Source organism: Sphingomonas sp. BL2 (assembly GCF_056680015.1).
Window position 1 is genome coordinate 3337344 of the sequence record NZ_CM155261.1, and the last position, 13543, is coordinate 3350886.

At 66.6% G+C, this 13543-nt stretch carries 14 protein-coding genes; 7 read left to right on the plus strand and 7 right to left on the minus strand.

Translation table 11 applies throughout. The features are described from left to right. Nucleotides 1-30: 30 nt before the first annotated feature. From AC1ME3_RS15440 to AC1ME3_RS15450, 3 genes are read right to left on the minus strand one after another with little or no spacing between them, the layout of a single operon-like run. The gene (locus AC1ME3_RS15440; protein WP_480953864.1) at nt 31-303 is read right to left on the minus strand and encodes a hypothetical protein; all 273 of its coding nucleotides are present in this window, start codon (nt 301-303) and stop codon (nt 31-33) included. After that, nucleotides 294-1469 (minus strand): glycosyltransferase, encoded by a 1176-nt coding sequence (locus tag AC1ME3_RS15445; protein ID WP_480953865.1) that lies wholly within the window; start codon nt 1467-1469, stop codon nt 294-296. The genes AC1ME3_RS15440 and AC1ME3_RS15445 overlap by 10 nt, the downstream gene beginning before the upstream one ends. Beyond that, nucleotides 1456-2250, minus strand: a complete 795-nt coding sequence (locus AC1ME3_RS15450) for a DUF2334 domain-containing protein (RefSeq protein WP_480953866.1) — start codon at nt 2248-2250, stop codon at nt 1456-1458. Before AC1ME3_RS15450 ends, AC1ME3_RS15445 begins: the two co-directional genes overlap by 14 nt. A gap of 248 nt (nt 2251-2498) precedes the next feature. Between AC1ME3_RS15450 and AC1ME3_RS15455 the strand changes: the two genes are divergently transcribed. From AC1ME3_RS15455 to AC1ME3_RS15485, 7 genes are all read left to right on the plus strand, one after another. Then, a complete protein-coding gene (locus tag AC1ME3_RS15455; RefSeq protein WP_480953867.1) occupies nt 2499-3422 on the plus strand; it encodes a hypothetical protein in 924 nt (307 codons plus the stop codon). Beyond that, on the plus strand, nt 3419-3925 hold the full coding sequence (locus tag AC1ME3_RS15460) for a DUF2141 domain-containing protein (protein ID WP_480953868.1): 507 nt from the start codon (nt 3419-3421) through the stop codon (nt 3923-3925). The genes AC1ME3_RS15455 and AC1ME3_RS15460 overlap by 4 nt, the downstream gene beginning before the upstream one ends. Nucleotides 3926-4008: 83 nt before the next feature. After that, nucleotides 4009-5037, plus strand: a complete 1029-nt coding sequence (locus tag AC1ME3_RS15465) for an endonuclease/exonuclease/phosphatase family protein (protein ID WP_480953869.1) — start codon at nt 4009-4011, stop codon at nt 5035-5037. Between the two features lie 80 nt (nt 5038-5117). Then, complete coding sequence (locus tag AC1ME3_RS15470) at nt 5118-7100, plus strand: glycoside hydrolase family 84 protein (RefSeq protein ID WP_480953870.1); 1983 nt, start codon at nt 5118-5120, stop codon at nt 7098-7100. Continuing rightward, nucleotides 7097-7477, plus strand: a complete 381-nt coding sequence (locus AC1ME3_RS15475; RefSeq protein ID WP_480953871.1) for a GCN5-related N-acetyltransferase — start codon at nt 7097-7099, stop codon at nt 7475-7477. Before AC1ME3_RS15470 ends, AC1ME3_RS15475 begins: the two co-directional genes overlap by 4 nt. A gap of 74 nt (nt 7478-7551) precedes the next feature. Next, entirely contained in the window at nt 7552-7896 is a 345-nt protein-coding gene (locus tag AC1ME3_RS15480; RefSeq protein ID WP_480953872.1) for an MmcQ/YjbR family DNA-binding protein, read from the plus strand. Between the two features lie 137 nt (nt 7897-8033). Next, entirely contained in the window at nt 8034-9470 is a 1437-nt protein-coding gene (locus AC1ME3_RS15485; protein ID WP_480953873.1) for an NAD-dependent succinate-semialdehyde dehydrogenase, read from the plus strand. A gap of 66 nt (nt 9471-9536) precedes the next feature. On the opposite strand, the gene AC1ME3_RS15490 is transcribed toward AC1ME3_RS15485, so the two are convergent. The 4 genes from AC1ME3_RS15490 to AC1ME3_RS15505 are packed head-to-tail and all read right to left on the minus strand — an operon-like array spanning nt 9537 to nt 13448. Continuing rightward, nucleotides 9537-9839 (minus strand): cytochrome o ubiquinol oxidase subunit IV, encoded by a 303-nt coding sequence (locus tag AC1ME3_RS15490; protein WP_480953874.1) that lies wholly within the window; start codon nt 9837-9839, stop codon nt 9537-9539. Further along, nucleotides 9836-10462 carry a cytochrome c oxidase subunit 3 gene (locus tag AC1ME3_RS15495; protein ID WP_480953875.1) on the minus strand — a complete coding sequence of 209 codons (627 nt, stop codon included), beginning with the start codon at nt 10460-10462 and terminating at the stop codon, nt 9836-9838. The genes AC1ME3_RS15490 and AC1ME3_RS15495 overlap by 4 nt, the downstream gene beginning before the upstream one ends. Beyond that, nucleotides 10459-12558 carry a cbb3-type cytochrome c oxidase subunit I gene (locus AC1ME3_RS15500; protein WP_480953876.1) on the minus strand — a complete coding sequence of 700 codons (2100 nt, stop codon included), beginning with the start codon at nt 12556-12558 and terminating at the stop codon, nt 10459-10461. Before AC1ME3_RS15500 ends, AC1ME3_RS15495 begins: the two co-directional genes overlap by 4 nt. After that, a complete protein-coding gene (locus tag AC1ME3_RS15505) occupies nt 12555-13448 on the minus strand; it encodes a cytochrome ubiquinol oxidase subunit II family protein (protein WP_480953877.1) in 894 nt (297 codons plus the stop codon). Before AC1ME3_RS15505 ends, AC1ME3_RS15500 begins: the two co-directional genes overlap by 4 nt. Nucleotides 13449-13543 lie beyond the last annotated feature (95 nt).

Sequence of the window (13543 nt, forward strand, 5' to 3'; positions counted from 1 at the left end):
CCGGAAATTTCGTTGGAGGCGGGTCGCAGATCAGGATGTCGGGCGGTTCAACATAGCGAAGGCCAGTTCGCACAGGTGGATCGTCATCGCAGCGCAGGCCAATACAGCATAGGCCGGAATAGCGAGGTAGAAGATCGGGCAAGTCCATGCCGACCGCGTGTCTGCGATCGCGCCGACCAGTCGCCCGTCCCCGCCAAAATCGCATCCTGGCGCGTGCTCACCTGGATCCGAAATCGCCGGGCTTGGCGGGAAATCGGCGACAATCGTCGGGTGAAGGGCGAGGCGGGCCGCGCTCATCGACATGCTGCTGCTCTCCTTGGCGTAACCTGGTTCGCGTACAGTGCAAGCAGCGCATCGAAGTGATCGTCCATCGTGCGCACCGCCGCCGCCGCGCATGGCATGTGTTTAGTACGTGCGACTGAGAGGATCGCCTGCGATGCCGCCAGCGCGTCGCTGGACCGATACAAGACGCCACCGGATTTCCGCGCGAGGTCGGCAGCGCCGCCGCGATCGGGGGCGATCAGCGGCAGGCCCGACGCGATCGCCTCGGCGGCGACGAAGCAGAAGGTTTCCGCCTCGCATCCGTGGATCAAGGCATCCGCGCTCGCCATCATCCGCGCTAGTGCCGCACGATCGGTGGTCGGTTCGAGCAGGCGGACATGCGGATTGCCGTCGATCGCCTCGATCACTGGCCGCTGGCGCGATCCGCCGCCGACGATGACCAGACCTACCGGGGCCTGCGCCCCCGCCATGGTCGCCGCTTGCGCCACCATCGGCCAGCGCTTTTCCGGTGCGTGGCGGCCGACGCCGATCAGCAGCATCGCGTCTTCCGGGAGCCCGCATAGCGCCAGCATCTCGCGGCGCACGGTCATGTCGCGAAGCGCCGGCGAGAACTGGCCAGGCTCGACGCCCATCGGGTCGGTCCGAACCTTTTGCAGGCCGCCCTCCCGCAGCCGTTCGCTGAGGCTATCGCTTGCGCTGACGATCATGTCGAAGCGCTGGTCGAGGCGGCGTAGATGGCGCCAATACCAGTCGAACGCGCGATCGATCGTCTGCGTCGTGGCGACTCCGCCGAACCAGCGATAGGCATAGGCCGCCAGCGGATCGGCATGTGCGATCAACGCGAGGCGCGCCCGGGCGCCGCGTTCGCTCTTCCAATCGGCGACCATCGACGCGCTGCGCCACGGCGACGAGACTTCGACGAGGTCGGGATCCTCCTCGTCGAGCACGCGGTGCAGCGCCACCCGGTCGGAGAAATAGCGGTAGGAACGGTCGAGCAAAAACCGCGGCGAGCGTACCCAGCGGATGCGCGCGTTCGGCCCGCGACGTTCCTCGCCATCGCGTTCGCCCGGCGCGACCACCACCATCTCGTGGCCCCGGTGGGCGAAGGCGACGAGCTTGCGATCGACATAGGTCCGCACCCCGCCGCCGCTGGGCGTGTAGAAGGCGCAGACATCAACGATCTTCATGACGGCCCTCCCCTTCCGACATAGCTGCGCCCGGCAACAGATCGGCGTAGCGGGCAACCGTGCGACGGCCCGCCAGACACCGGATGGTCTGATCGATACTGGTCATCAGCGACTCCTTCGTGACGTCGCCGGGATGCACGGCCACCCGCAGCGTCGGGAGCCAGTCCGGCAGCGTGCGCGCGGCGGCGGCGACCGCGAGCGAACTGGCGGTGCGCGCGGGGGATCGGCTTGCCCAGGTAATGACGGGACCGCGCGCGACGACCGCGTCGTTCGCAGGACGCCAGACCCGGAAATGATCCTCCGCGAGCGCGAAATCGCATGCCTTCAGCGCCGACCTCGCGCCCGGACCGTAGAGCCATGCCGGCGCGATGAAGCCCGCGACGGGTCCGCCGATCGCCTGCTCGACCATGTCGCGTCCGGCGCGCATCCGGTATTCGGCCTCGTCCGCGCTCAGCCCGAGGAACTCGCCCTCGCCTGCCGTCATGTAGCGCGCCTTCATCGACGCGGCCGTGCTGCTGTGCGCGCTGGTGTCGCGGTGGAACCAGCCGTGGAGGAACATCTCGACCCCCGCATCGGCCCATTCGCGTAACCGGCGCGCGAACGCCGGCGTCCGGTCGAGCGGCGCCGCGCCCCAGTGATCGGGGACGACCAGCATCGCGAACCGCGGCCCGCCCAGGATCGCGCCGATCATCTCCGCCAGTCGCTCGATGGGCTCGGCGAATGCCGGCGAGACGTCGTGGATCGACACGATGAGGCGCCGGTCCGGTAACGGCGGGCGCACGCCCCTTGGCAGGGCGTTCACGACGGAAGTTCGAGGAGCTTGGGCATACACATGCCCCGGAGACGGCACCGCGCGATCCGAACCGCAGTCCGCCAAGATTATTTTTTGCGGCGAATTTTTCGGGCTGCGGATGCTGCGATGCGGTGACGTCCAGAACCCATGACACATCCCGGCTCCCCTGCCATCGCGGCACCGCTGCGTCATGGAAACCCGATCGCCGCCCCGATCCCCGTGAGGCGCAGGGCGGCATGAGCAACGCCCTCAACCCGCCGGCCCTGTCCGCCCCCAAGCTTCCGCTGAAGACGATCGAAGTCCGCAAGGGGATCGTCGCACGGGGCCTGACGCCGCTGCTGTCCGCGGCGATCCTGATCGCGGCTTTATGGCAGTTGCGGTATCTCGATGTCCGCGGCGTGATCGCGATGGTGCCGCGCTCGCCGCTGTTCTGGCTGCTGTTCGCCGCCGGCTATCTCGCGCTGCCGGCAAGCGAGTGGGTGATCTACCGCCGCCTGTGGAACCTCCCGCCGCGCGGCTTCCTCGCGCTGTTGCGCAAGCGGATCAGCAACGAGATCATCGCAGGCTATTCCGGCGAGCTGTACTTCTATGCCTGGGCTCGGCGGCACGCGTCGCTGGTCGGCACCCCGTTCGGCGCGATCAAGGACGTGTCGATCCTGTCCGCGGTCGTCGCCAACGTCTGCACGCTGGCGCTCGCCGCGGTCAGCTGGCAGTCGCTGGTCGCGCTGAACCTCGGCACCGATGCCAAGGTGATGATCGTATCGGCCGCGAGCATCGCTTTGCCGTCGGTCGTCGCGCTCGTGATGCGCAAGCGGCTCTTCACGCTGCCTCGCGATGAACTCGGCCGGATCGCGGTCATCCACCTGCTGCGGATCGTCGCGACCACGGTCTTCGCCGCCGCGCTGTGGGCGGTCGCGCTGCCCGCGGCACCGCTCGCGTGGTGGCTGGTGCTGGCGACGTTGCGGTTGCTCGTCTCGCGCCTGCCGTTGTTGCCGAACAAGGACATCGTCTTTGCCGGCCTGGTCGCGTTCACCGTCGGGCAGGCGTCCAACGTCGCTGCGATGCTGACGATGATCGCGGCACTCTGGCTGGTCACGCACCTCCTGCTCGGCGCGGCGCTGACCGCAGTCGAACTTCTCAATCCGGAGCATAACCAATGATCGTCGCGCTCCTGGCCCTCGCCGCAACGCAGATCCCGTCGACGCCTGCGCTGGGGACTGCGGCGGCGCAGTGCCGACCGCACGAGCCGGGCCCGGCGATCGTCGTGACCGTCGAAGGGCTGAAGGACCGCGCGGGTAACCTTCGCGCCGAGGTCTATCCCGCGGTCGAGGGCGAGTTCCTGGCCGATGACAATGTGCTGGTGGCGCAGGGCAAGACGTTTCGCCGCGCGGTGATACCGGTTCCGGCATCGGGTCCGGCCCGGCTGTGCCTGCGCGTTCCGGGCGAGGGTGCGTATGCGCTCAGCGTCGTCCATGCCCGCAGCGGCGGGCACGGGTTCAGCCTGCTCCACGACGGTATCGGTTTTGCCGGCAACCCGCGGCTCGGCCACTCCAAACCGAGCGCGGAGGCGGCGCGGGTCGTCGCGCATGCCGGGATCACGCCGACGACGGTGGTGATGAACTACCGAAGCGGGCTGTTCTCGTTCGCGCCGCTGAAGCGCTGACATCGACATAAATTAGGCCGGGGCTGGTGTGGTTCCGTCCGGACCGTGGCGTCTCCCACGCACATACAGGAATTGGATCGCCAATGGTTTCGCGTCGTCTCGGTCGGCTTGCCGCTCCCCTCGCTCTGCTCGCAGCGACCGCGTCGCCCGCAATCGCGAGCGGGGCGGAGTCAACCGTATCGGTCATGACCTACAATGTGCACGGCCTGCCCTGGCCGATCGCCGAGGATCGCACGGCGTCGCTGTCGGCGATCGCCGCACAGCTGAAGGCGATGCGCGCCGCCGGGCACCAGCCGAGGATCGTCGCGTTGCAGGAGGCGTTCGTGCCCGACGCGAAGGCGATCGGTGCCGCCGCGGGCTATCGCTACATCGCGTTCGGTGCTTCCGCCGACGCCGCCGCGACCGCCGAGACGCCGACCGACCGCAGCTTCGTGTCCGCCGGCAGCATGTTCCGCGGCGAGCAGGTCGGCAAGCATGTCGACAGCGGGCTCGCGATCTTTTCCGACTATCCGATCCTGGCGGTACGGCGGATCAGCTATCCCGTCTGCGCAGGCTATGACTGTCTCGCCAACAAGGGCGCGATGGCGGCGATGATCGCGGTGCCCGGACTGGCGGGACCGGTCACGGTGATCAACACGCACCTGAATTCGAACGGTGCCACCGGCGTGTCCGAGCCTCGCGCGCTCTACGCGTATAAGCGCCAGATCGACCTTTTGAGCGCCTTCATCGGCTCGATGGAACGACCACATGAGACGCTGCTCGTGGCGGGCGACTTCAACGTCGGGCAAGATATCGCGCGCCGTGCGTATTTCGCGCAGCACATGTTCGGCGGGGCAATGCCGCTGACGGGCGGCGAGCAGCGGTGCCGGTCGACCCCGACATGCCTGGTGACGCAAGCCGCCGACGTGGCGACCTCGACCGGTCGTGCCAAGGACTGGCTGATGTACCGCGCGTCGGATACGTTGTCGGTGAAACCAATCGCCTTGAGCGCGCCGTTCGGCCGGGTCGGCGACAAGACCATGCTGTCGGATCACATCGGCATGATGGTCAGCTACAGGCTCGACGGGGTCGCCGTCCGGCCAAAGATAGCGGCGATGCTCGCCAGCCGCTGAGGGGTTTCCGTACGGGTTGCGGTCGTCCCGCGCCTACCGTATCCCGGCTTCATAATACCATTATGATACCGGAGACGAGCATGACGCGACATATTGGCAAGTTCGGCCTCGTGCCCTCGCTGATGGTTGCCGCGAGCTTGGCGGGTCTGGCATCGGGGTCGGCTTCGGCTGGTCCGGTGACGATGCCCGCGCTGTTCCCGACGCCGACCTCGATCGAGCTCGGGTCGGGGACGATCGCGTTCGGGCGTTCGGTATCGCTGATCGCGGCACCCGGCGTCGATCCCGACACGATCGCGCTCGTCCGCAGCATCCTGACGACATCAGGCGTCGAGACGATTACGACCGCCCGGCGCCTGCCGTTGGTCATCAAGGGAACGTATGTCGTGCTCGGCACCGCGGCCGTGCCGATCGTCCGCGATGCGCTCGCCCGTAGCCGTGCGGTGGCCGACAGCCATGCAGAGGGCTACACGATTGCGAGCCTTGCATCGGCATCGGGCGGTGTCGTCACGCTGGCCGGGCACGATGCGGACGGCCTGTTCCATGCCGCACAGACGTTTCGCCAGCTTGCCCGGCGGTCGGCGATCCCGGCGATGGTGATCCAGGATCATCCGGCGATGCCGATCCGCGGCACGATCGAGGGATTCTACGGCGCGCCGTGGTCGATGGCGGACCGCACCAAGCACCTCGACTTCCTCGCCACGGTCAAGGCGAACACCTATGTCTACAGCCCGAAGGACGATCCGTATGCGCGCGATCGCTGGCGGGAGGCGTATCCGGCCGCGACGCTGAAGGCGCTGGGGACACTCGCGACGACGGCGCGACGGAACCATGTCGACTTCGTCTATGCGGTCTCGCCGGGGCCGTCGGTCTGCTTCTCCGATCCTGCGGACGTCCAGGCGCTGGAACGCAAGTTCGACGCGATGCGGTCGATAGGCGTCGGCAGCTTCTACGTCGCGCTGGACGACATCGAATACACCAAGTGGAATTGCGAGAAGGACAAGGCGGCGTTCGGTCCGTCGGGCGCAGAGGCGGCGGGCATCGCGCAGTCGCAATTGCTGAATGCGGTGCAGGCGAACCTCGCGGCCAAGGACCCGTCGGCGCGGGCGCTTATCATGGTGCCGACCGAATATTACGACGCGAAGGAAACCCCGTACAAGGCGGCGCTCCGGAAACATCTCGACCCGCGGATCGTCGTGCAGTGGACCGGTACCGACGTCGTGCCGCCGGCGATCTCGATCCCCGACGCCAAGGCCGCGACCAAGGCGTTCGGTCGCAAGACGCTGTTGTGGGACAATTATCCGGTCAACGATTACGCGCAGACCACGGGCCGACTGTTGATGGCACCCTATACGCGGCGCGAGGCAGGGCTGTCGGGTGAGTTGACCGGCATCCTGTCGAACCCGATGAACCAAGAGGCCCCCAGCCGCCCGGCAGTGACCGGCGTCGCCGCGTTCGGTTGGAACGACAAGGCGTATGATGCGCAACGGACGTGGCATTTCTCGGCGCGGGAACTGGCGGGTGGCGACGAGCGCGCCACCGCCGCGCTGCTGACGTTCTTCGATACGCAGCACATGGCACCGACCTTCGGCAGCCAGCCCTGGCAGGAGCAGGCACCGCGATTGAAGGCGGTGCTGGACGGCGTGCGCGAGGCGCTCGCCGGTGGCGATGCGGCGGCGCGCCGTGGAGCGATCGCGGACCTGACCGCGCGCGCTGACGAGATCACGAATGCGCCCGACATCATCCGGTCCGGGACTATCGACCCCGGTTTCGCGGCGCAGTCGCAGCCGTGGCTGGACGCGATGCAGCGCTGGGGGCGTGCGCTCCAGTTGACGGCGGCCGGCCTCGACGCTGCCGACCAGGGCAGCAGCGCCGCGGGGCGGTATTTCGCTGATGCCAAGCGGATGGCGGCCAAAGCCGCGGCGGTCCAGAGCATCCCGGGTGCGACGCGGTTCGACGGACCAATCAAGATTGCGGACGGCGTGCTCGACACGTTTGTTGCCGACGCGCCGACGCTGATCGCGTTCGACCGCGCCGGCAGTGCTTCGACCGCCGCCGAGCGGTGACCGATCGATCCGGTAGAGACAGCGCGACCTTCCCGGGTTTCGATCGTTGCGACCGGATGGAGTCCGAAGACCGCTCTGCTGCCGAAGCCCGGTGGCTCAAACTCACCCGCGAGAGTTTGCCGGCGGTCGCGCGTACACGCCGCTGGCCGGTCGAGGCCGATCATTGCTTCCAGCGGATCTTCCTCGACACTGCGTGCGACGGCGTGTGGTATGACCGCATACCCGGCCGCCCCGCCTACGCGCATGCCGATCGCGCGCTATTGGACCGCGCGACCGCGCTGGCCGAGGCGGCGCTTGCCGATGAAGTGGACCTTGCCGTCCTGAACCGACGTTCGCTTGCCTGGCGAAAGGCAAGAAAGAGCGAACCGCAATCGTAGGTTCGTGCATCGACGACCGGTTGCCGGACGGCCTACCCAATCGATATGCTCGTACGTCGGATGTGGAGGGCGTGATGAAGGACTGGAAAGCAGTCGTCGCGGCAGGTCTCGCGCTGCCGGGCGTCGAACTCGGCACGACGTACGGTCAGCCGGCGCTGAAGGTTCGCGGCAAGATTATCGCCGCGACGACTGCGCCGGAACCGGACAGCTTCGTCCTTCACGTATCGGAGCGCGACAAGACGGTCCTGATCGAGACCGATCCCGCGACGTTCTGGGAGACCGACCATTATCGCGGCTGGCCCGCGGTCCTCGTCCGCTTCGGGACACCTGCGACCGACCGTATCGTCCTCTTGATGACCCGCGCGTGGTGGGACCGGTCGAAGGTCGCCGAGCGCGCGAGATACGGTGCTCGTCCCTGATCGCCGCGAACCTCTCACCCAGCGACGATACGGGATTTTGCTTGAAGGACCGCCCCGAAGGCATGACATGACGTCCAGCCAATCGAAGCGGACGTTCGACGTGAAGCTTTGCCCCCCGCCATCGACGGAGACGACCAATGACCACCGCCTATGACACGAAACTCGGGCTCTACATCGCCGGCGAATGGCTGACGGGCGAAGGCCGCGATACGCGCGACGTGCTCAATCCCGCAACGGGTGCCGGGCAGGCCGCGCTGCCGCTGGCCAGTGCCGCGGATCTGGATAGTGCGCTGGAAGCGACGCAGCGCGGGTTCATCGCGTGGCGCGCCACCCCGCCCGAAAAGCGCGCCGCGATCCTGATCCGGACGGCGCAGCTGCTCCGCGAGCGGGCCGATCATATCGCCCGGATCGCGACGCTCGAACAGGGCAAGATCCAGGCCGAGGCGAAGGGCGAGGTCGCGTTTGCGGCGGCGTTGCTCGACTTCCATGCCGGCGAGGCACAGCGCATCTACGGTCGCGTCCTGCCCCGTCCGTCGGGTACGCGCAGCATGGTCCTGCACCAGCCGGTCGGCCCCGTCGCTGCATTCTGTGCATGGAATTTCCCGATTATGAACGTCGTGCGCAAGATCGCACCGGCGCTCGCGGCAGGCTGTTCGATCATTATCAAGCCGTCCGAGGAAACCGCGGGTAGCGCGGTCGAAGTGCTGCGGTGCTTCCAGGATGCGGGCCTTCCGGGCGACGTCGCGCAGTGCGTCTTTGGCGTACCCGACATGGTGTCGCGCCACCTGCTCGCCTCGCCGATCACGCGGAAACTGAGCTTCACCGGGTCTGTGCCGGTCGGCAAGGCACTGATGAAGCTGGCGGCCGACACGATGATGCGGACGACGATGGAGCTTGGCGGGCACGGGCCGGTGCTGGTGTTCGACGACTGCGACCTTGAGAAGACCCTGGACACGCTGGTCGCGCACAAGTTTCGCAACGCGGGCCAGGTCTGCGTCGCGCCGACCCGCTTTCAGGTGCAGGACGGCATCTACGACCGCTTCGCCGCTGGGTTCGCGGAACGCACACGTGCGCTGAAGATCGGCGATGGCATGGACTCGGCGAGCCAGATGGGACCGATGGCCAACGCCCGACGTCCTGAGGCGATCGCCGAACTGGTCGGCGATGCGACGGGCCACGGCGCGAAGCTGTTGGCGGGCGGCGATTACGGTGGCGTAGGCGGGTTCTTCTTTCAGCCGACCGTGCTGTCGGACGTTCCGTTGTCCGCGCGGGCAATGAACGAGGAACCGTTCGGCCCCGTGGCGCTGCTCAGCCGCTTCGGGACCGACGAGGACGCGATCGCCGAGGCGAACCGCTTGCCGTTCGGGCTGGCCGCCTATTGCTTCACCGAGAATGGCCGACGCCAGAACATGCTCGGCGACGCGATCGAGGCGGGTATGGTCGCGATCAACAACGTCCGCCTCAGCTATCCCGACAGCCCGTTCGGGGGCGTGAAGGACAGCGGACACGGTTCCGAAGATGGCCCCGAGGGCGTTGCCGCGCATCTCATCACGAAGACAGTCCACATCAGCTGAGGCAGAGAGCTCGCACGACGGCGGCGCAGCTCACGCCGCCGTCGTGCAACGCCAGGGCTTACCGTATCACATCATCCGCCCGCGCAGGTTGAACAGGATCACCAGCGTTCCCGACACCATCAGCGCGATGATGAGCGCGGAGAAGAGGATCAGTTGCAGGTCGTGGCGCGACGACCGCTTGAGGCTGATGTGGAGGAAACAGCGGAACTGCACCGCCATCTGGACGAGGCCCAGCGCCAGCACGGTCCCGAAGATCGCGCGCGCACCGAACGACGGTGAGCGGACCATCGCGAAGGCCGCCACCGTCAGCGCTAGCGACAGGCCGTAACCGATCGCATAGGTTCTGAGTTCGCGGGTCCGGTCGCTCATCCGATGTTCCCTTGCAGATAGACGACCGAGAAGATCGCGATCCAGACGATGTCGAGCAGGTGCCAGAACAGCCCCAGCCGCAGCAGGTTGATCCTTACGCGGGCATCGAGGCCATAGGCGCAGACCTGGGCGACCATCACCACCAGCCAGAAGCACGCGACGGCGACGTGGAGTCCGTGCAGCCCAACCAGCGCGAAGAACGACGACAGGAAACCGCTGCGCATCGGATAGGCGCCATGCGCGAACATCGTCGCGAAGTCGTTCGCCTCGAGCGCAAGGAAGACGAGCCCCAATCCCAGCGTCGCGCTGAGCCACCCGAACAGCACGCGGCGCGGTTCGTCGTACTTCATGGCGATCGTCGCGCGGCCGAACGTTGCGCTGCTCGTCAGCAGCAACAGCGTCTCGACGAACGCGGGCAGCAGCTTGAATTCTGAGGCGGGCGTCGGGCCGCCGACGGTGCTGGCGATCATCGTGCCGTAGGTCGCGAAGAGCAGCGCGAAGATCACTGCGTCGCTCATCAGGAATATCCAGAAGCCGAAGATCGCGTTCTCCGCTTGGTCCTGCGTCAGCGCGCCGGTGTCGCCGAGGTTGAGGCCGGCATGCGCCAGTTCGGGTTCGCTCACGCCACGATCTCCGCAAGGCCACGATTGACGGCGGCGGTCTCCAGCTGACGCGGAATCGCGGGCGTCGCCCGGACGCGTGTGAGCCACGCCTCATGCTCGCGCGCGACCTCCGTAGCGGGGATCGTGCGATGCTGGTCGCGACCGAAGCTGCGCAGCACGACCGCCGCGACGATCACCTGCAGCGCCACGATCGTCAGCCCCCAGATTTCCCAGATCAGGCCGAACGCGGCGACCGCGGCGGTAAGCCCGATCACGACGCTGGTCGCGCTGCCCTTCGGCACGACGATGTCCTCATATGCTAGCGGCGAGGCGTAAGGATCAGGCTGGCCCTCGTCATGCTTGTGATCGTAGAACGGGTTGCGCCCGTCGATCAGCGGCAGCACCGCAAAATTATATTCGGGCGGCGGGGCGCTGACCGACCATTCGAGCCCGCGGCCGTCCCACGGGTCGCCCGCTTCCACGCGTGTCTTCGCACGGTCGCGGATGCTCACCCACAACTGGATGCCGAGCGACGTCAGTGCCGCCAGCAGGACGAACGCGCCAACGCCGGCGACGTACAGCCACGGCCGGAACGAGGGTTCGAAGATCGCCTGCGTCCGCCGCGCCATTCCGCTCGCGCCGAGCACGTAGAGCGGGAAGAAGGCGAGGTAGAAGCCGACCACCCAGCAGCTGAACGCGATCCGTCCCCAGCGCTCGTCGAGGCGGAACCCAAACGCCTTGGGAAACCAGTAATGATAACCCGCGAGCATCCCGTACAGTAGCCCCGGGATCAGCATATTGTGGAAATGCGCGACCAGGAACAACGTGTTGTGGACGAGGTAATCGAGCGGCGGCATCGCCAGGATGATGCCGGTGAAGCCACCCAGCACGAACGTCATCATGAACGCGAGCGCGTACAGCATCGGCACGGTGAAGCGCACCTCGCCGCGAAACATCGTCCAGATCCAGTCGTAGATCTTGACGCCGGTGGGCACGCCGATCGTCATCGTCGCGATCCCGAACGCCGCGTTGACGTTGGCCGACTGCCCCATCGTGAAGAAATGATGGACCCACACGGTGAAGCTCAGCACCGCGATCGCCATCGTCGCGATCACCAGCGAGGTGTAGCCGTACAGGTCCTTGGTAGAGAAGGTCGACACGACCTCCGAATACACGCCGAACGCGGGCAGGATCAGGATGTAGACCTCGGGATGACCGAACAGCCAGAACATGTTGGCATAGTTCATCATGTTGCCGCCAAGGTCGTTGGTGAAGAAATGGAACCCCAGATAGCGGTCGAGCGCGAGCAGCAGCGTGGCGACGGTCAGCGGCGGCATCGCGAAGATCATCAGGATCGACGTGCACAGGCTGGTCCACGCGAACATCTGCATCCGCATGAACCGCATGCCGGGCGCGCGCAGCTTGTAGACGGTGCAGGCGATGTTGATCCCCGCCATCGTCGAGCCGATCGACCCCAATGTCACCGCCCAGATCCAGTAGTCCACACCGACGCCGGGGCTGAACGCGCGCTCGGTATAGGGCGGATAGCCGCTCCATCCACCGGTCGAGAATTCGCCGACCACCAGCGACGCCATCATCAGGCCGGCGGCGCCGATCGTCAGCCACAGCGCGATCGAATTGGCCCAGGGAAACGCCATGTCGCGCGCGCCGATCTGGAGCGGCAGGACGTAGTTGATCATGCCCGTCAGGAACGGCATCGCCATGAAGAAGATCATGATCGAGCCATGCGTCGAGAACAGCTGGCCGAAATGATCGGGCGACAGGAAGCCGGGATTCTCGATCGCGACCGCCTGCTGCATCCGCATCAGCACCGCCTCGACCAGCGCGCGCGACAGCATCACGAACGCGACGACGATATACATGATGCCGATCTTCTTGTGATCGAGGCTGGTGAGCCACTCGGTCCACAGATACCGCCACTTGCCATAGTGCGTCAGCAGCGCGGTGACGACGATCGCGCCGACCACCACCAGCGCCCCCGCGAATGCACCGATGATCTCGCTGATCGTCGGGTTCTCCCAAGCGCGCACGAACGGCAGGTCCTGCCAGCCGAACCGGCCAAGCACGGCGGGCCAGAGGGGAACGGAAACGGTCATCGAACGGCTTTCACGGGAGAATGGGGCGCAGGAGAATGAGTCATGCCGCCAGTCGCGGCGACGACGTGCTCGAACAGGTTCGGCGTGACGTGCGCGAACTCGACAGGGTGCGTGATGATCGACCGCGCAGACAGCCGCCGCCACGTCTGCGCATCGAGCGTGCGCTTGCCGCTTCCTGCAGTCGCAGCCCAGCGATCATAGTCCGCCGGCGACACCGCAACGACGTCGAACTTCTGCTGCTGGAAACCGGCGCCGTTATACTGCGTGTTCTCGCCGCGGAACCGCCCCGGCCGGTGCGCCTGGATATTCAGCTCGGTCGTCATCCCGCCCATCGCATAGATCTGCCCGGCGAGTTGCGGGATCAGCATCGACTGCATCACCGTGCCGCTGGTCAGCTTGATATGCACCGGGCGCCCGGCGGGAATGGTCAGCCGATCGACCGACGCGACGCCGAGGTCGGGATAGACGAACACCCATTTCCAATCGAGCGCGATCGCCTGCACCTCGACCGGCGCCGCGCCCGGCAACCGCCGATACGGATCGTCGATCTGCGTCCAGTGCCACAACAGTACCGCAAGCCCGATGACGATCCCGGCAGGCGGGATCCAGATCAGCCCTTCCACCCACCAGGAGAAATTCCACTTCGGCCGGTACGCATCGCTACGGTTGGACAGCCGGTAATGCCACGCGAACAGCGGCGTCAGCAGCAGCACCGGTCCCGCGACGAACAGCAACACGATCGACACGGTGACGAACAGGTCGCGCTCGTGCCCCGCGACCGGCCCCTGCGGGTTGAAGAACCCGTGCGACAGCGCGGTGCAGCCCCCGACGCCGAGCAGCATCGAGAGCGCCGCCAGACGCCGTAACCGCCGAATGCATCCTACAATCACCCGTGTCCCTTACCGTCCCGCAGGATGTTGGCCATCACTTGGGATAACACCGACGGGACGGCCGACAAACCGGTTCGCGTGGCATTCATAAGCAA

Coding starts and splice junctions, on each gene's coding strand:
- AC1ME3_RS15440 (WP_480953864.1), bottom strand. CDS start 303: ATGTCGATGAGCGCGGCCCGCCTCGCCCTTCACCCGACGATTGTCGCC.
- AC1ME3_RS15445 (WP_480953865.1), bottom strand. CDS start 1,469: ATGAAGATCGTTGATGTCTGCGCCTTCTACACGCCCAGCGGCGGCGGG.
- AC1ME3_RS15455 (WP_480953867.1), top strand. CDS start 2,499: ATGAGCAACGCCCTCAACCCGCCGGCCCTGTCCGCCCCCAAGCTTCCG.
- AC1ME3_RS15460 (WP_480953868.1), top strand. CDS start 3,419: ATGATCGTCGCGCTCCTGGCCCTCGCCGCAACGCAGATCCCGTCGACG.
- AC1ME3_RS15470 (WP_480953870.1), top strand. CDS start 5,118: ATGACGCGACATATTGGCAAGTTCGGCCTCGTGCCCTCGCTGATGGTT.
- AC1ME3_RS15500 (WP_480953876.1), bottom strand. CDS start 12,558: ATGACCGTTTCCGTTCCCCTCTGGCCCGCCGTGCTTGGCCGGTTCGGC.
- AC1ME3_RS15485 (WP_480953873.1), top strand. CDS start 8,034: ATGACCACCGCCTATGACACGAAACTCGGGCTCTACATCGCCGGCGAA.
- AC1ME3_RS15490 (WP_480953874.1), bottom strand. CDS start 9,839: ATGAGCGACCGGACCCGCGAACTCAGAACCTATGCGATCGGTTACGGC.
- AC1ME3_RS15465 (WP_480953869.1), top strand. CDS start 4,009: ATGGTTTCGCGTCGTCTCGGTCGGCTTGCCGCTCCCCTCGCTCTGCTC.
- AC1ME3_RS15480 (WP_480953872.1), top strand. CDS start 7,552: ATGAAGGACTGGAAAGCAGTCGTCGCGGCAGGTCTCGCGCTGCCGGGC.